Origin of the sequence: Mesorhizobium sp. M4A.F.Ca.ET.090.04.2.1, assembly GCF_003999085.1 — a bacterium.
Taxonomy (GTDB): Bacteria; Pseudomonadota; Alphaproteobacteria; order Rhizobiales; family Rhizobiaceae; genus Mesorhizobium.
The window spans coordinates 1-17,430 of record NZ_RZOT01000045.1 but is presented as its reverse complement, the minus strand read 5'-3'; the positions used below and the strand labels follow the sequence as shown (position 1 = coordinate 17,430).

General features: G+C 64.5%; 13 protein-coding genes and 1 pseudogene. 5 read left to right on the top strand and 9 right to left on the bottom strand.

What is annotated here, in order from left to right; genetic code table 11:
• Window positions 1-73: 73 nt before the first annotated feature.
• The 8 genes and pseudogenes from EN781_RS05690 to EN781_RS05655 all read right to left on the bottom strand — a co-directional run bounded on the left by EN781_RS05690 (window position 74) and on the right by EN781_RS05655 (window position 10,249).
• The gene (locus tag EN781_RS05690) at window positions 74-1,348 is read right to left on the bottom strand and encodes a Re/Si-specific NAD(P)(+) transhydrogenase subunit alpha (protein WP_126057004.1); all 1,275 of its coding nucleotides are present in this window, start codon (window positions 1,346-1,348) and stop codon (window positions 74-76) included.
• An 85-nt stretch (window positions 1,349-1,433) separates the two neighbouring features.
• Window positions 1,434-1,658 carry an aa3-type cytochrome c oxidase subunit IV gene (locus tag EN781_RS05685; RefSeq protein WP_126057003.1) on the bottom strand — a complete coding sequence of 75 codons (225 nt, stop codon included), beginning with the start codon at window positions 1,656-1,658 and terminating at the stop codon, window positions 1,434-1,436.
• 130 nt (window positions 1,659-1,788) lie between these two features.
• Window positions 1,789-1,938 carry a DUF3096 domain-containing protein gene (locus tag EN781_RS05680; protein WP_126057002.1) on the bottom strand — a complete coding sequence of 50 codons (150 nt, stop codon included), beginning with the start codon at window positions 1,936-1,938 and terminating at the stop codon, window positions 1,789-1,791.
• A gap of 171 nt (window positions 1,939-2,109) precedes the next feature.
• The gene (locus EN781_RS05675) at window positions 2,110-2,913 is read right to left on the bottom strand and encodes a hypothetical protein (protein ID WP_245455285.1); all 804 of its coding nucleotides are present in this window, start codon (window positions 2,911-2,913) and stop codon (window positions 2,110-2,112) included.
• 116 nt (window positions 2,914-3,029) lie between these two features.
• The gene (locus tag EN781_RS05670; protein WP_126057001.1) at window positions 3,030-5,345 is read right to left on the bottom strand and encodes an EAL domain-containing protein; all 2,316 of its coding nucleotides are present in this window, start codon (window positions 5,343-5,345) and stop codon (window positions 3,030-3,032) included.
• Window positions 5,346-5,437: 92 nt separating this feature from the next.
• Window positions 5,438-8,920, bottom strand: a pseudogene (locus tag EN781_RS05665) (indolepyruvate ferredoxin oxidoreductase family protein); the annotation flags it as partial.
• Between the two features lie 197 nt (window positions 8,921-9,117).
• Window positions 9,118-9,648 carry a hypothetical protein gene (locus EN781_RS05660; RefSeq protein WP_189347339.1) on the bottom strand — a complete coding sequence of 177 codons (531 nt, stop codon included), beginning with the start codon at window positions 9,646-9,648 and terminating at the stop codon, window positions 9,118-9,120.
• Window positions 9,641-10,249, bottom strand: a complete 609-nt coding sequence (locus EN781_RS05655) for a CGNR zinc finger domain-containing protein (protein WP_126056999.1) — start codon at window positions 10,247-10,249, stop codon at window positions 9,641-9,643. The genes EN781_RS05660 and EN781_RS05655 overlap by 8 nt, the downstream gene beginning before the upstream one ends.
• A 152-nt stretch (window positions 10,250-10,401) precedes the next feature.
• Here EN781_RS05655 and EN781_RS05650 point away from each other — a divergent pair, with 152 nt between their 5' ends.
• The 4 genes from EN781_RS05650 (at window position 10,402) to EN781_RS05635 (ending at window position 14,995) form a co-directional block, all read left to right on the top strand.
• Window positions 10,402-11,307: a branched-chain amino acid ABC transporter permease gene (locus tag EN781_RS05650; protein ID WP_126056998.1), complete on the top strand. Its 906-nt coding sequence runs from the start codon at window positions 10,402-10,404 to the stop codon at window positions 11,305-11,307.
• Between the two features lie 244 nt (window positions 11,308-11,551).
• A complete protein-coding gene (locus EN781_RS05645) occupies window positions 11,552-12,157 on the top strand; it encodes a TRAP transporter small permease subunit (RefSeq protein ID WP_126056997.1) in 606 nt (201 codons plus the stop codon).
• On the top strand, window positions 12,154-13,947 hold the full coding sequence (locus tag EN781_RS05640; protein ID WP_126056996.1) for a TRAP transporter large permease subunit: 1,794 nt from the start codon (window positions 12,154-12,156) through the stop codon (window positions 13,945-13,947). The genes EN781_RS05645 and EN781_RS05640 overlap by 4 nt, the downstream gene beginning before the upstream one ends.
• A gap of 19 nt (window positions 13,948-13,966) precedes the next feature.
• Entirely contained in the window at window positions 13,967-14,995 is a 1,029-nt protein-coding gene (locus EN781_RS05635) for a zinc-dependent alcohol dehydrogenase family protein (protein WP_127399845.1), read from the top strand.
• A 256-nt stretch (window positions 14,996-15,251) separates the two neighbouring features.
• Here EN781_RS05635 and EN781_RS05630 read toward each other — a convergent pair whose 3' ends face one another.
• Window positions 15,252-16,361 carry a TRAP transporter substrate-binding protein gene (locus EN781_RS05630; protein ID WP_126056994.1) on the bottom strand — a complete coding sequence of 370 codons (1,110 nt, stop codon included), beginning with the start codon at window positions 16,359-16,361 and terminating at the stop codon, window positions 15,252-15,254.
• Between the two features lie 292 nt (window positions 16,362-16,653).
• On the opposite strand from EN781_RS05630, the gene EN781_RS05625 reads away from it, so the two are divergent.
• Window positions 16,654-17,427 (top strand): gamma-glutamyl-gamma-aminobutyrate hydrolase family protein, encoded by a 774-nt coding sequence (locus tag EN781_RS05625; RefSeq protein WP_126056993.1) that lies wholly within the window; start codon window positions 16,654-16,656, stop codon window positions 17,425-17,427.
• Window positions 17,428-17,430: the final 3 nt, after the last annotated feature.

Below are 17,430 nucleotides of genomic sequence, written 5' to 3'. Positions count from 1 at the left end.
AGATCGTGCACCGCGAGCCTGACCGCGGCGGTTGCCTGATCGAGCTGGTCGAGGGCTTTCTGCAAGGCGTCCATCACGCGATCCCCTTCGACTTGGCAGCGGGCTTGCTTGTGCTTTTCTTGTCAGCCGCCTTTTTGGGCGCGGCTTTCGGCGCGGCGTCGGCGGCCATGGTCGTCGCCGGGATTGCCGCCGGTTCAACGCGCGGCTGCTGGTCGGCCTTGGCGAAGTTGGGGTGCACCACTTGGCCAGCATCGGTCAGCATGGTCGCCTTGACCAGTTCGTCGTCGCGCTTGATGGCAAGCGTCTTGCTCTCCTTGTCGACCAGCGTCTCGAGGAATGCGAACAGGTTTTTGGCATAGAGCAGGGAGGCCGACGCAGCGACCCGGCCCGGCACGTTGAGATGGCCGACAATCTTGACGCCATTGGCCGTGGTCACGACCTTGCCGGCTTCCGCGCCCTCGACATTGCCGCCGCGCTCGACCGCAAGGTCGACGATCACCGAGCCCGGCTTCATTGCGGCGACCATCGCCGCCGACACCAGCTTCGGCGCCGGACGTCCGGGAATCAGCGCCGTGGTGATGACGATATCCTGCTTGGCGATGTGCTCGGCGGTCAGTGCCGCCTGCTTGGCCTGGTATTCCTTCGACATTTCCTTGGCATAGCCGCCCGCCGTCTCGGCCGCCTTGAACTCCTCGTCCTCGACGGCCAGGAATTTCGCGCCGAGCGACTGCACCTGCTCCTTCACCGCCGGACGCACGTCGGTGGCGGTGACCACGGCGCCAAGCCGGCGCGCGGTGGCGATGGCCTGCAGGCCGGCGACGCCGACGCCCATGATGAAGGCCTTGGCCGCCGGCACGGTGCCGGCCGCCGTCATCATCATCGGCAGCGCCCGGTCATATTCGGCAGCCGCATCGATCACCGCCTGGTAGCCGGCGAGATTGGCCTGCGAGGACAGCACATCCATCACCTGCGCGCGGGTGATGCGCGGCATGAACTCCATCGAGAAAGCGGTGATGCCGGCCTTGGCCATGGCGGCGACGGCCGCGTCGTTGCCGTAGGGATCCATGATGGCGATGACGGCGGCGCCCTGCTTGTAGCCCTTGAGCTCGGTGTCGGTCGGTCGGCGCACCTTGAGCACGACATCGGCCTTCGAGGCATCGGCGGCCTTGCCGATCGCGGCGCCCGCCTTGGCGAATTCCTCGTCGGGGATGCGCGAGCCGGTGCCCGCGCCTTTTTCGACCACCACCTCGAAGCCGAGGCCGGCCAGTCGCTTCACCGTGTCCGGCGAGGCAGCAACGCGCTGCTCGTTGGCGTCAAGCTCACGAGGGATGAAAACCGTCTGCCCCACCGCATGATCCTTTCGGCTGGAACCTGTCTGCGCGGGACGCCGGCCGGGGCCTCCGGCGACGTCCGAGGCAAAGGGTTTGGAAAGTCTACCGGAGAATGAAGAAGCCGGCGGCCAGGATCACGGCCCAGAGGATGACCGCCGAGAAGAAGCCGCCCACGAAGAAGCCGAAAGCCATCGAAATCATCACGGCGAGGCAAAAGAGCGAACCGTATTTGGCCAGCGCCAGGAAGCCCGCATAGGTGCGGTCATGCTCGGCATAGTCCATCTTCGCGCCCAGTTCGACAGGACCGGTCGGCGTGTGATCAGCCATAGGAATACCCCTTCGAAGACATCTTGGAGGCACATAGCGAAAAGCTGGACGCAGAGCAATGGCGCTATTGCCGCATCGCCCGGCACAACAGCCTCAAAGGAAAGTTGAAGGCGGCGGCTTGGCAGGCCCGTCAGCCGGCGAGATGCGGGAACAATCCGAGCAGGCCGGCGATGATCAGATAGAGCGCGACGATGTAGTTCAGCAGCCTGGGCATGACCAGGATCAGCACGCCGGCGATCAGCGAGATCAACGGGGTCAGCGTAAGCGCGGAAATGGTCATGTCGGGGTCCTTTCCAAAAGTGGTGATCGCCGCTCCAGGCGATACAATCTGCAGGCGGTGCCTGTCGCTCCTTACAACGCGGGCGCGCCCGGAAGGCTCCGGCCGACGCATGTCGTCCAACAAAATGTCGCGGGCTTCGGTACGGCAACAGCCGAGAAGAAGCTGCGAAGCTCAGGCCGCTTCGAAGTATTTGGCGGTGGGCAGGATGGTCAGCGGCGCCAACTCGCCCCGCTTGGGGCGCTGGAAAAGCATGCGCTGTTCGAACGTCGTGGAATTGAAGAACGGGAAGCGGTCCAGCGTCGCCTGCATGTTGTCGGAGCACTTCGACTGGAACAGATGCACGGGGACGGTAAGTCCCGGATAGTTCCGCGGAGGCACCGCCTGCTCGGATCGGAAGATGCGATGATAGAAGGCGGAATGCTCTTCCTTGATGGCCGTCAGGCAAAAGGTCGGCTTGAAATGGCTGCAGGCAACGACCGCAAGCCTCAGCGTCACATAGGGCAGCACGCGCAGGCTGCTCGACCACTCGAGATCGGCGGCGAACCGGCTCGGATCGACGAAGGTTTCGCCGGCCGCCAGGCGCCGGGCCAGCACATCGCCGAACACGTCGGTGCTGGGTGAGACAGGATACTTCGCGTTGGCGTAGTGAATTCTGATGGTGCTGACGAGTGCGCCATCGAAGAACACGCCAAAGCGATAGGAATTCGGAAGATCGTCGAACCTGTCCTTCACCATGCGGGAAGCATCGGACTTCACCATGCCTGCATGAAGGTAGGAATTGTACCGAAGCCGATAGATCGCCTCAAGGTCTTCGGCACCGTCGCAAAGGCGATATTCGATGTGATCCAGAACTTCCATGATGTGATCTGAAAACACCGAGGGACGATGCTGACCCCTGGCTTTAGACGCCGCCAGGGGCGTACCCACTAACTGAGCTTCCACTTTTTTTGCCCTCGTGCCACCGCAAAAGGACAATAGCGAACAGGTGAAGGAACCAGAAGCGAAATTCCGAGCTTTTTCGTTTACTCTAAATTAACGTTAACAAATGGTTAAACCCCAAGGGCGGGCAAACGGGGTTTTTTGACGGATATTCAGGTGGCGGCGAGCTTCGCGGCGGGCCGCAATTCGGCGGCGAAAGGCCAGGTCACGTTGGACATGGTCTCAATGCCCGACGCGCTCAGCGCGGCGCCGAAGAGGAAGCCCTGGACCAGGTCAGGCTTCACCGAGTGCAGCAGGATCTTGAGCTGCTCGAAGGTCTCCACGCCTTCGACCGTGACAGTAAGGCCGAGGATCCGGGTCAGGTCGACGACCCCCTTCAAGAGGTCGAGCGAACGCGGGTTCTGGGTGACGTCCATCAGGAACGAACGGTCGATCTTGATCTTGTCGAGCGGCAGCTTGTGGAGATAGCTCAGGCTGGAATAGCCGGTGCCGAAATCGTCGAGCGCGATGCGTACGCCGAGCTGCTTCAGCTCCTCGATGTACTGGCGCGTCAGCGACTTGTCGTCGAGCAGCGCGGTCTCGGTGACCTCGATCTCGAGGCGGCCGGCCGCGAGCCCGGATGCGGCCAGCGCATCGCGGACCTTCTGGATGACGTCGTGGTTACGGAAATCCTTGGCGGAGAGGTTGACCGAGACGCTGGTCTGGTCCGGCCATTTGGCGCATTCGGCGCAGGCCGCTTGCAGCACGAAGGTGCTGATCTCGGAGATGATGCCCATCTCCTCGGCCAGCGGGATGAAGATGCTGGGCGAAATCGGCCCGAGATCGGGATGGTCCCAGCGGCACAGGGCCTCGCAGCTGGCGATGCGCATAGTGCTCATCGATACGATCGGCTGATAGACCACGCGCAACCCCTTGCTTTCCACGGCGCTGCGCAGGTCCGCCTTCATCAGCTGGCGGTTACGGAAGGCGGCGTCCATCGATGCTTCGAACAGCCGCCAGTTGTTCTTGCCGAGCTCCTTGGCCTTGTAGAGCGCCAGGTCGGCCTTGACGATCATGGCGTCGACGTCGGTGTCCTCGACCTTGGACAGCACCGCGCCGGCGCTGGCCTGGATGCGCAGCCCGTGACCGGCGACGTCGACCTCGCCCTGCAGGTCGGCGAAGATCAGGTCGAGTAGGCCGCTCAGGTGGCTTTCGTCCTCTATGCGGTCGAAGAAGATCATGAATTCGTCACCGCCGAAACGGCTTACGGTGATGCCTTGCCCGGCAATGGCCGCCAGACGTTCCGCGACGGCATAGATCAGGCCGTCGCCGACGGGATGGCCGAGCGTGTCGTTGACGCTCTTGAAATCGTCGAGGTCGACCACCGCCAGGCCGCACAGGCGATCCCGGTCGCCGGAGGCCATCAGTTCCCCGACCAGCTCGTGGAAATAGGCGCGGTTAGGCAGGCCAGTAAGGTTGTCGTAGCGCGCCATGAAGCGGATCTTCTCCTCCGCCTCGACACGGGCGGTGACGTCCTCGAAGGTGATGACGCCAAGGTCCTGGCTGCCCTCGCGCGCCGAGAATTCGAAGTGCTGGCCATTGGAGAACGACACCAGAACCTTGCGGTCGCGACCCTCGCGCAGCGCGCGCGTCAGCTGTGCCTCGACATAGCGGCAGTCCTTCGGCGCCAGCATGCCGCCGGCAACGCCGCGCATGAGCAGCGAATGGATCGAGCGCCCGAGCAGTTGGTCCGGCGATTTGAGCGACATCAGATGGGCGGCTTCGGCGTTGCCAACCACCACCTTGCCGTCGGGGCCAAGCATGACCAGGCCATGCGACATGGTGTTGAGGGCCCGGTTGAAGCGCTGCGCCAGCTGCCGCGCCTGCTTGTGTCCGACGACGGCCGAGAACAGCACGTTGCGGACGTGGTCGGCGCTGCCCTTGATGATGAACATGAAGGGGATGATTAGCAGCCCGAGCACGACATAGGGGATGTCGACCCTGAGGATGAGGGCTGCGGCGATCGGTCCGACGAAGGTCACCGCGAAGATCATGACCATGCGCGGCGAGCCGTAGTTCCGGCCAACGACTGTCACCAGCGAGCCGAGCGTTATGGCAAGCGCTCCGATCTCGGCATAGGAATCCGAGTAGACGTAGATGGAAATGAAGCAAAACAGCCCCAGCAGCAGCCCCTGCAGGCTGCCTTTCAGTATATATTCGCGCTCCCACCGCGTCGCATCCGCGGCGTCGCGGATCTCGCCGCCCGAGCGATGGAAGCGCCGCAGGCTGAAGTAACGCCAAACGCCGATACCAAGCAGCGCCGCGGCAAGGATGAGAAAAACCGACTGGCCGTTGCGCCAGTAGACCATGAGGCTGACGATGGCGTGGCAGCTCGCGCCGATGACCAGCATGTGCGCGTTGTCGAACAACGAGCGCACAAACTGGATATAAACATCCACGGGGATGTTATCGGTTTTTGTTCTGCCCATTACTGGCGCCCATTGAGCCCCAGCCTTGCCATAGTCCCATTAAAAAACCTTTAGCCTGGGCTGAAACGCCTGATTTTCGGGCGCTTCTCGGGTCATTCGGCGGCCTGGAGTTCGGGCCTTTCCGTCGCTTTCACAAGGCGTTCTACCAGTCTCGAACGCTCGCCGGCGGCCTTTTCGGCGCTGGCCTGCCGGACATGGCCGTAGCCGCGGATCAGTGTCGGCACCGAGGCAAGCGCTGCGGCCGCCTCGATCCCGCCAGGCGAAAGTGCTGACGCGATCAACTCCAGATCGGCTTCGTATTGCGCCAGAAGCTGCCGCTCCCTGCGCCGCTCGGCGGTAAGGCTGAAGAGGTCGAAAGCCGTGCCGCGCAGGCCTTTCAGCGCCGAGAGCAAGCGCAACCCTTTCAGCATCCACGGCCCGAAGCTCGACTTTTTCGGTTTGCCGTCATTGCCGCGCCGGCCGAGGATCGGCGGCGCCAGATGGAATTCCAATTTCTCGTAGCTCTGGAACTGCTTGGACAGCTCGGCCGCGAAGGAACCATCGGTATAGAGGCGCGCCACCTCGTATTCGTCCTTGATCGCCATCAGCTTGAACAGGTTGCGGGCGGCAGCTTCGGTCACCACCGTCGAGCCCGGCACCGCCTTGGCCTCCGCAGAGCGCAGCGTGGCGAGCCTCTCGGCATAGCGCTTGCCGTAGGCTGCGTTCTGGTAGCCGGTCAGGAAAATGACGCGACGGGCGATGATCTCGTCCAGCGTCTCGGCGGGCGCGATGGCCGCCTTGCCCGGCTGGCCGACGAGGCCGCGCACGAAATCCGGCTGATGCGCGGCGCGACGGCCCCAGCGAAACGCGGCGACGTTCATAGCAACCGCCTCGCCATTCAGCTCAATAGCCTTCTCGACCGCCTCGGCCGACAGCGGCAGCCCGCCATGCTGGAAGGCGAAGCCGAGCATGAACATGTTGGCGCCGAGCGAATTGCCGAACAATTGGGTGGCGGTCCGGGTGGCATCGAAGAAATGCGCCCTGCCGTCGCCGGCAGCAGTGCGGATCGCCTTTTTCAGCCGCTCGACGGGCAGCGAGAAATCGGCCGAACGGGTGAATTCGCCGGGCATGATCTCGGCGGTGTTGGCAAGGAAGATGGTGTGCTTCTCGCGCACTGCGGCCAGCACCTTCTGCGCGCCGGATACGACGAGGTCGCAGCCGAGCACCAGGTCGGCTTTGCCGGCCGAAACGCGGATGGCGTGGATTTCGTCCGGCGTGGGCGCGATACGCACATGGGTGAACACCGAGCCGCCCTTCTGGGCAAGGCCGGCCATGTCGATCATGCCGCAGCCCTTGCCTTCGAGATGCGCCGCCATGCCGAGCACCGCGCCGATGGTGACGACGCCAGTGCCGCCGACGCCGTCGATGATCCCGGCCCAGCCTTGCGCGCCGAGCGAAAACTCGGCCGGTGCGGGCACGCCGTCGAGCGGGTCGGTCCTGCCGGCGATGCCTTCGGCCTTCCTGATCTTGGCGCCGTGCACGGTAACGAAGGACGGGCAGAAGCCGTTGACGCAGGAAAAATCCTTGTTGCAGCTCGACTGGTCGATGCGCCGCTTGCGGCCGAATTCGGTCTCGACCGGCTGGATCGACACGCAGTTGGATTGCACGCCGCAATCGCCGCACCCCTCGCAAACCAGCTCGTTGATGAAGACGCGTTTGTCGGGGTCGGGGAAGGTGCCGCGCTTGCGCCGGCGGCGCTTCTCGGCGGCGCAGGTCTGGTCGTAGATGAGCACGGAGATGCCCTTGACCCCGCGCAATTCGCGCTGGACGAGGTCGAGGTCGTCGCGGTGATGGATGGTGGCGCCAGCCGGGAAGTCGGCCTTGCCGGCGTATTTGTCCGGCTCGTCGGTGACGATCGCGATGCGCTCGACGCCTTCGGCCCGCACCTGCCTGGCGATCATGTCGACGGTCAATCCGCCTTCATGCGGCTGGCCGCCGGTCATGGCGACGGCGTCGTTGTAGAGGATCTTGTAGGTGATGTTGGCATCGCTCGACAGCGCGAAGCGGATCGCCAGCGCGCCGGAGTGATTGTAGGTGCCGTCGCCGAGATTCTGGAAGATGTGGCCGCGTTTCGAGAACGGCGCCTGGCCGACCCATTGTGCGCCCTCGCCGCCCATGGCGGTGAAGCCGACCGTGTTGCGGTCCATCCATAGCGCCATGAAATGGCAGCCGATGCCGGCCGCCGCCAGCGATCCGTCCGGTACCTTGGTCGAGGAATTGTGCGGGCAGCCCGAGCAGAAGAAGGGCGTACGCGAGCCGATATCGACGGTGTCGGCGAGCATGGCCTGGAACTGGCGCAATTTCGCCACCCGCGCCGCGATCTCCTCCGACGGACCGATGGTGCGCAGGATCCGCTCGCCGAGCGCGATCGCGATCTCGTTCGGGTCGAGCGCGCCCTTGGCCGGGAACAGCCAGTCGCCGCGCTCGTCCTTTTTGCCGACGATGACCGGCTGGCTGGCGGTGCCGTAGAGGCTTTCGCGCAACTGCACCTCGATCAGCGAGCGCTTCTCCTCGACGACGACGATGGTGTCGAGGCCGCGGGCGAAGTCGGCGACATGCTGCAGGTCGAGCGGCCACGGGCAGCCGACCTTGAACAGGCGGATGCCGATGCGGTTGGCGGCCGCCTCGTCGATGCCGATATCCTCCAGCGCCTGGCGCACGTCGAGGTAGCTCTTGCCGATGGTGATGACGCCGAGCTTCGGGTTGCGTCCGCCCGAATAGACGATGCGGTTCAGCCCGTTGGCGTGGATGAAGGCGGATGCGGCGTTGCGCTTGTACTCGTGCAGCCGCTCCTCCTGGCCGAGCATGTCGATCTCGTGGCGGATATTGAGGCCGCCGGGCGGCATGTCGAAGGGCGGCACGACGATCTTGAGCCGCTCGAGCGAGGCATCGACGGAAGCGGTCGATTCGATGTTGTCCTTGACGCATTTGATCGCCGCCCAGGTGCCGGCGAAGCGCGACATGGCAAAGCCGTAGAGCCCGTAGTCGATGATCTCCTGCACGCCGGCCGGGTTGAGGATCGGCACCATCGTGTCGACGAACAGGAATTCGGTAGCATGCGCGTTGGTCGACGATTCGGCCATATGGTCGTCGCCCATCAGGGCAAGCACGCCGCCATGCTTCGACGAGCCGGCGAGATTGGCGTGGCGGAACACGTCGCCGGAGCGATCGACCCCCGGCCCCTTGCCGTACCAGACCGAAAAGACGCCGTCATGCGTGCCTTCGCCGAGCAATTCGGCCTGCTGGGTGCCCCAGCAGGCTGTGGCGGCCAGCTCTTCGTTGAGGCCGGGCTGGAAGACGATGTCGGACTGCGCCAGCTGCTTCTTGGCTCTCCACAGCTGCATGTCGAGGCCGCCGAGCGGCGATCCGCGATAGCCGGAGACGAAGCCGGCGGTGTTCAGGCCCGCGCTGCGGTCGCGCTCGCGCTGCATAAGGAGCATGCGGATGACGGCCTGCGCGCCGGAAAGGAAGATGCGCTCCTTGCCAAGGTCGAACTTGTCGTCGAGCGCGACGTCATGCAGCGTCATCAGGCATTTCCTTCGCGGAGGCGCACGGAATCGCGCAGCCTACGTCGGAGTGGGACGCCGCACTCTTTCTCCCCTTGCCGGAGAGGTCAAACGAAATCGCAGGTGCCAGACGACGCGCAACAAACGGTCCAATCGGCGGCCGTTGACGCATGCGACGGCACTTAGGGCGGTTCAGGCCGGGCACGAAAATTCCAGCGACCTGAACGTCAGGTAGCCTTCGAGCAGTCGGGCTTCGGCTCGCCCGGCAGCTTGCCGTCGACATGACCGACCATGTCCTTGTTGAGCTCGTAGACCGGGCCGACCACCAACGGGCGGTCGGGCAGCACCGACTGATCCATCGACGAGGTCAGCGTCGTCTCGAAGCTTTGCAGCAGCGTGCCATTGGCGTCCTCGATGCGGATCGAGATTGAGTAGGGCTTGTCCTTGACCACGCAGGTGAGTGGCGGGCTGGTCAGCGTTATATGCGGCAGCTTTGGCCAGATCTTCTGGTTGACGATGATCGGATCGCCCCCGGCCGGGTTCTGGAAGCTGACCACCGCGACCTGGCCTTCTCCCATCGGCCGGAGCGGATTGAGGGTGACGACATAGGTGGCGATGCCCAGCCGGTAATTGAACTCGAACAGCTTGCCGGAAATGGCGAACAGCTGCTCCTTGCCGGAATCACGGCAGGCGCCGAGCGCCGCCACCGCCAGCAGCGCGGCGCCGAGAACCATCGAGCGCGAATTTTTCCTAAACATTGGTAGCCTCCCTGGCCGCCGTGCGGCGGCGGTAATAGCGGTTTGCCTTCTGCCGGTTGCCGCACACTGCCATGTCGCACCAGAGGCGGCTGGAATTGCGGCTGCGGTCGACGAACAGCCAGCTGCAGTTGGGACAGATCCTGAGCCTCGCCACCGTATCGCCGCGCAGCAGCGACAGCGCCGAGACGGCCAGCGCCGCCTCGAAGGCGATCGGCGTCGCCGGATCGCCGAACGGCCGGCCCGGCCCGCCGATTTCGGTACGGCCCTCCGCCAGGCCGTCGGCGCAGGCTGCCAGGAAACCGGGCAGGTCGCCGGTGGCGATAGTGCCCTTGGCCACGGCGTTGCGGAACAGGCGGTCGGTCGTCTCGCGGATCGACAGCACCACCGGCGCGATCGCCGCCGGTGCCGGCGCCTCCAGCCTTCGGCCGCCAAGCTCGCTGGCGCGGAAACAGCTCGCCGCCTCGGCGAAGCGCGCGATCTCCGCCGGATTGTCGAAACGGTCGAAGGTCTTTTCCGGGTCGTTGCGCAGCACGACGGTGTTCGCGGTGTCGAGCGCCAGAATGCCGCCGGTGAAGCGGTGCGGGGTCCAGGATACCGTCATGCCAGAAATCTAACCGATAAATCGCGTTTGACAAGTTAGATTCCGAATGCAACCTTCCGCACAGGTCGCGAGTTGCCGCGGCCTCTGTTTCGAGCATGTCGTCGCCCCAAAACCGCCAAGCACTTTTGGGCGACATGCTCCGAGGTTTGTGCATGCTCTATTTCTTCCAGCAGATTCTGAATGGGCTGCATTCGGGCGCGCTCTATGCGCTTCTCGCCTTCGGCTATGTGCTGACCAATGGCATCCTGCATCGCACCAACCTGGCCTATGGCGCCGTGTTCGCCTTTTGCGGCCACGCCATGATCCTGACCGCCGCCTTCGGCTATCAGGCGCTGTGGCTGACGCTCTACGCCGCCGTCGCGCTCGGCGTGCTGGCGGCCTTCCTCTACGCGGCGCTGATCAGCCATGTCCTGTCGCGCAGCGTCTTCGAACCGCTGGCCGACCGTTCGCCCAACGCCATAGTGGTGACGACGCTGGGCATATTGCTGTTCCTGTCAGAGGCCAGCCGCATCGCCGCCGACACCCACGATCTCTGGCTGCCGCCGATGCTGGCCGTGCCGGTGATCTTCGCCGAGCACGACGGCTTCAAGGCGACGCTGACGCTGATCCAATTGCTCGACTGCGCCGCCGTGCTGGCGGCCATCATCCTTGCTGCCTGGGCCTTTGCCCGCTCGAGCTTCGGCCGGCGCTGGCGCGCCGTCTCCGACGACCCCAAGGCGGCGGCGATGTGCGGCGTCGACGTGCGCGCGGTGTTTCGCCACGCAGTGCTGTTCGGCGGCTTCTGCGCCGCGCTCGCCGGTGTGCTTGCCGGCATCTACTACGGCAACATCAGCTTCGGGACCGGGCTGGTCTACGGCTTGAAGGTCCTGTTTGTGACGGCGGTCGGCGGCTACCTCTCGCCGCCGCGCGCCGCCCTTGGCGCCGCCGCCTTCGGCATGGCCGAATCGCTGTGGGCCGGCTATTTCCCGCTCGAATGGCGCGATGCCTGGATGTATCTGTTCCTCGTCGCCATGCTGGTGCTGATCGGTGCCGGCCGAGATCAGCAGAAGATCGCCTGACCCTATCAGACTTTGGTTGCATTGTTCCCCGTTTGCCGGCGGATTATCGGCGTCCCCGCCTCACAACCGTGTTGACCGCGTCTCTGCCATGTTGACCCGCCGTGCCACGCACGGCATACCGTTGGGCCACTGCGGCGCGACGGAAAATTAGGGGAGCCGGCGCGCCTCCGACATTTTGAATTACGCATCTTGCTTTCCGAAAATCGACACCGATTTTCGAGCCGATGCTTGGAGGGAGGAATGCATGGCAGGGCTGCTCGCTCTATCCAGAACGATCGACCGTGTGAATGAGTTCATCGGCAGATGGGTGTCGTGGCTGATCCTGCTGGCGATCCTGGTCAGCGCCGGCAACGCCGTCGTCCGCAAGGTGTTCGATATCTCCTCCAATGCTTGGCTGGAACTGCAATGGTACCTGTTCGGCGCCGCCTTCATGCTGGCCGCCGCCTACACGCTGAAGCAGAACGACCATATCCGCATCGACATCGTCTACGGCATGTTCTCGCGCCGCGTGCAGCACTGGATCGACCTGCTCGGCCACACGCTGTTCCTGATGCCGTTCGTCACCCTGATGGTGATCTATTTCGTGCCCTATGTGTCGCTGTCCTTCCGCAGCGGCGAAATGTCGACCAATGCCGGCGGCCTGATCGTCTGGCCGGCCAAGGCCATCCTGCTCGCCGGCTTCTTCCTGCTGGCGCTGCAGGGCATCTCCGAGATCATCAAGAAGATCGCCATCATGCGCGGCGACATGGACGATCCCAATCCCTTCATATCGGCGCATGAGCAGGCCGAGCTGGAGGCAAAAGCACTCGCCGAAGAAGCCAAGGCGCTCGCCGGCGAGGTGCGCCCATGATCGAGTTCATCGCCCAGAACATGGCGCCGATCATGTTCGCCTCGCTGATCATCTTCCTTTTGATCGGTTACCCCGTCGCCTTCTCGCTCGCCGCCAACGGGCTGCTGTTTTTCGGCATCGGCGTATTGCTGTCGTCTCATTCGGGCGGGGCGATAACACTCGACTGGCCACTTCTGTATGCACTGCCGGAAAACTTCTACGGCAACCGGGTGATGTCGAACGACACGCTGCTGGCAATACCGTTTTTCACCTTCATGGGTATCGTGCTGGAACGATCCGGCATGGCGGAAGACCTGCTCGATACGATCGGCCAATTGTTCGGGCCGATCCGCGGCGGCCTTGCCTATGCCGTCATCTTCGTCGGCGCGCTGCTTGCCGCCACCACCGGTGTCGTGGCGGCTTCCGTCATTGCCATGGGCCTGATCTCCCTGCCGATCATGCTGCGCTATGGCTACGACCGTCGCGTCGCCTCCGGCGTCATCGCCGCTTCCGGCACGCTGGCGCAGATCATCCCGCCGTCGCTGGTGCTGATCGTGCTCGCCGACCAGTTGGGACGCTCGGTCGGCGACATGTATGCCGGCGCGCTGATCCCGGGCCTCGTGCTTACCGGCATCTACATGCTTTACATCCTGATCATGTCGATCGTCCGGCCGAAATCCATGCCGGCCCTGCCGCTCGAAGCCCGCACGCTCGGTCATGGCGTGGTGTCGCTGATCGTGGCGCTGGCGGTTGCGGTCGCTTTGTCCTACGCGGCCTACCGCTATCTGGCGCCGGCACATGGCGACAATGCCGACATTCTCGGCGCCTGCGTCGGCGTGATCCTGATCTATATCGTGGCGATTGCCGACAAGGGCCTGAACATCAACATGATGTCCCGGCTGGCGCAGCAGGTGATCATCGTGCTGATCCCGCCGTTGGCGCTGATCTTCCTGGTGCTCGGCACCATCTTCCTCGGCATCGCCACCCCGACCGAAGGCGGTGCCATGGGCTCCGTCGGCGCATTGATCATGGCGGCGGCAAAGGGGCGGCTGTCGCTGGACGTCATCAAGCAGGCGCTGGCCTCGACGACCAGGCTGTCCTCCTTCGTGCTGTTCATCCTGATCGGCGCGCGCGTCTTCTCGCTGACCTTCTACGGCGTCAACGGTCAAAAATGGGTCGAGCATCTCTTGATCTCGCTGCCCGGCGGCGAGGTCGGCTTCCTGATCGGCGTCAACGCGCTGGTCTTCGTGCTGGCCTTCTTCCTTGATTTCTTCGAGCTCGCCTTCATCATCGTGCCGCTGCTCGCGCCCGCCGCCGACAAGCTCGGCATCGACCTGATCTGGTTCGGCGTGCTGCTCGGCGTCAACATGCAGACTTCCTTCATGCATCCGCCCTTCGGCTTCGCGCTGTTCTACCTGCGCTCGGTCGCCGCCCGCGTGCCCTATCTCGACCGCATCACCGGCAAGCAGATCGCGCCGGTCACCACCGGCCAGATCTATTGGGGCGCGGTGCCCTTTGTCGGCATCCAGGTGATCATGATCGGGCTCACCATCGCTTTCCCGCAAATGGTGATGCACTACAAGGGCGCCGTGGTCGATCCCGGCACCATCGAGCTCAAGGTGCCGGAACTGCCGGGTCTGTCGCCGCTCGGCACGCCGCCGGCGGATGGCGCCGGGGCGCCGGCCAATGGCGGCGCGGCACCGGCGGCGCCGGCCACCGACCTGTCCCAGCCACCGAGCTTCGGCGACCCGCTGCCCGCCAAGCCGGCGGCGCCGTCGCCTGACCTGTCGCAGCCGCCGAACTTCAATTGATGTGGGAGGCTCGACAGTTGTGAAAGCGGTTCGCCTCGAGGCCGTCGGCAGCATCGCGCTGCGCGAGGTCGACAAGCCGTCGGCCGGTGCGGACGATCTGCTGGTGCGGATCGAGGCCTGCGGCGTCTGCGGCACCGATCGCCATCTCTTCCATGGCGAGTTTCCTTGCAAGCCGCCGGTGACGCCCGGGCATGAGTTTTCGGGCATCATCGAGGCGATCGGGTCGTCGGTGACCGGCTTCTCCGTCGGCGACCGCGTCACCGGCGACCCCAACATCGCCTGCGGCCGATGCCCATATTGCCATGCCGGGCGGGTCAACCTTTGCCGCAATCTCAATGCCATCGGCATCCATCGCGACGGCGGCTTCGCCGACTATGTCGTGATGCCGCAGAAGCAGGCCTTCCGGCTGCCGCCGAGCCTCAAGCCGACGCATGGCGCATTCTGCGAGCCGTTGGCGTGCTGCCTGCATGGCGTCGACCTCGCCGCGATCAAGCCGGGCGGCTCGGTCGTCGTGCTGGGTGGCGGCGTCATCGGCCTGCTCACCGTGCAATTGGCAAGGCTTGCCGGGGCGAAGACCGTCGTGCTGTCGACACGCCAGGCCTCGCGCCGCGCGCTCGCCGAGGAGCTCGGCGCGACGGCCTCAGTCGATCCAGGCGCCGGCGACGTAATCGATGCAATTGCCGGACCGGACGGGCTGGTGCCGGGCGGCGTCGACGTGGTGTTCGAATGCGCCGGCGTGCGCGATACGGTCGAACAGTCGATGCGGCTGGCGAAGGCCGGCGGCACCGGCGTCATCGTCGGCGTGGTGCCGCAAGGCATGCAGGTGGCGTTCGAGCCCTTCGACTTGCTGTTTCGGGAATTGAAGGTCCTGGGCTCTTTCCTCAATCCCTACACTCATGGCCGCGCCGCCGAGCTCATCGCCACCGGCGCGATCGAGGTCGACAGGCTGATCTCGAGACAGGTGACGCTCGAAGAGGCGCCCGCGGTGATCGCCAACCCGCCCGCGCCCGGCGAGGTCAAGGTGCTGGTGGTGCCAGGCCGAGGCTGAAGCGCAGCCCTTCAGCTTGCAACGTTGGCAATTGGCGAAACCGTCGATCGCAGCGCCCCCGTCCCTATACGGGGAGAGGTTGCCGGCAGGCAAGGTGAGGGGCGGCGCCAATGCCCAGATAGACAAGGCACGAGATTGGGTCTTCAGCCTGCCACTTAAGCCCGAGGCGATTCATTCGCCGAAGCCGGCGCTGCCTCATCCCCCTGCCGGGACCTTCTCCCCGTATAAGTGACGGGGAGAAGGGGCCAATCACTTCCTACAGCTTGCCCTGGCGCTGCTGGACCATCATGAAGGTATCGTAATTGTACTCGGCCACCTGGGCCCAGAGATAGTGCTCCTTGCGGAAACCCTTGATCGACTCCCAGATCTTCTTGAACGGCGCGTTCGAGGCTTCCATCTCGGCATAGACCTCGTTGGCCTTCTCGAAGCAGGCCGCCATGATCTCCTGGCTGAACGGTTGCAACTTGGCGCCGCTGGCCACCAGCCGCTTCACCGCCGCCGGATTGAGATAGTCGTATTTCTGCAGCATGTTGGCGTCGGTTGCCTGCGCGGCGGTCCGCACCAGCGATTTGTAGGCTGCCGGCAGCTCTTCGTACTTGGCCTTATTGAACATCAGGTGGACGGTCGGGCCGCCTTCCCACCAGCCGGGATAGTAGTAATAGGGCGCGACCTTGTAGAAGCCGAGCTTCTCGTCGTCATACGGACCGACCCATTCGGCGGCGTCGATGGTGCCTTTCTCCAGCGCCGGATAGATATCGCCGCCGGCGATCTGCTGCGGCACCACGCCGAGCTTGGCCACGACCTTGCCGGCAAAGCCGCCGATGCGCATCTTCAGGCCGGAGAGGTCGGCGACCGTGTTGATCTGCTTGCGGAACCAGCCGCCCATCTGCACGCCGGTATTGCCGCCCGGCAGGCCGAAAAGCCCTTGCGTGGCGAGGAATTCGTTGAACAGGTCGATGCCGCCGCCGTGATAGTGCCAGGCATTGATGCCGCGCGCGTTGAGCGAGAACGGCACCGCCGCGCCCAGCGCCCAGGTCGGGTCCTTGCCCCAGTAGTAGTATGCCACCGTGTGGCAGGCCTCGACGGTGCCGGCGGCGGTGGCGTCAGCCGCCTGCAGGCCGGGCACCAGCTCGCCGGCGGCGAAGACCTGCACCTGGAAATTGCCGTCGGTCGCTTCCGACAGCATCTTTGAGAACACCTCGGCGCCGCCATAGATCGTGTCGAGCGACTTCGGGAAGGACGACGCAAGCCGCCACGTCACCTTCGGGTTGGACTGGGCGATTGCCGGAGCGGCAAGCGTCGCGGCCGCCGCCGCGGCGCCAACGCCGGTTACGCCGGCCTTGCGGATGAATGAACGACGATCCATGCAGTTCCTCCCTTTTGGATCAACAGGCCGGCATTCGGGAACATCCTCGATATCCCGGCTCGGCCCGGACGAAACAATACACGGGCAACAGGTCGAGTCCAGCGCGGCGGCCGCGCTTAACGGCGGCATTGGCGGGAAATGCGCGCTCTCGGCGCACGACCTGCAACTATAGTCTAACGGCCTGCCGCCTGGCCTATGCGACCTGCCAAAACTTGTCATGGAAAAGCGCCTTGGGATCGCCTATTTTGTAGGCAGAATAGCTCCTTAGCCCTCAACGGAAACCGGATCCAAAATGCAGCAGCCGCTCGTCGCCATCTCGACCGACGTCCGCCAGTTCGACAACTACACCTGGCATGCCGCCCCGCAGCAATATCTTGAAGCCGCGCTTGCCGGCGCCGGCGTGTTCCCGCTGCTGGTGCCGTCCTTCGGCGACCGGCTCGACTTCGACGAGCTGCTCTCGTCGGTCGACGGCGTCATGGTCACCGGCTCGAAGTCCAATGTACATCCCTCGCTCTACGGTGGTGACGCCAGCGAGCGGAACGGTCCGTATGATCCGGCGCGCGATTCCACTACGCTGCCGCTGATCCGCAAGGCGATCGAGCGCGGCGTGCCGCTGCTTGCCATCTGCCGCGGCATCCAGGAGCTGAATGTCGCGTTGGGCGGCACGCTGGGCACCGAGATCCAGGAGCGTGAGGGGTCGCTCGACCACCGCGCCGCGGTGAGCGACGATCAGAACGAGCGCTTTGCCATCCATCAGACGATTTCGATCAAGCCCGGCAGCTGCCTCGCCGGCGTGTTTGGCGCCGGCGAGATCAAGGTCAACTCGCTGCACCGCCAGGGGATCGATCGGCTGGGCTCGAGGCTGCAGGTCGAGGCCTTGGCCACCGACGGCACGATCGAAGCGGTTTCGGTGAAGGATGCCCGCGCGTTTGCGGTCGGCGTTCAGTGGCATCCCGAATATTGGGTCAAGTCGGACGACAACTCGGCCAGGATCTTCCGCGCTTTCGGCGACGCGGTGCGCCTGCATGCGGCGGCGAAGGCCGGGGTCCGCGCGGCGGCGGAGTAGGAC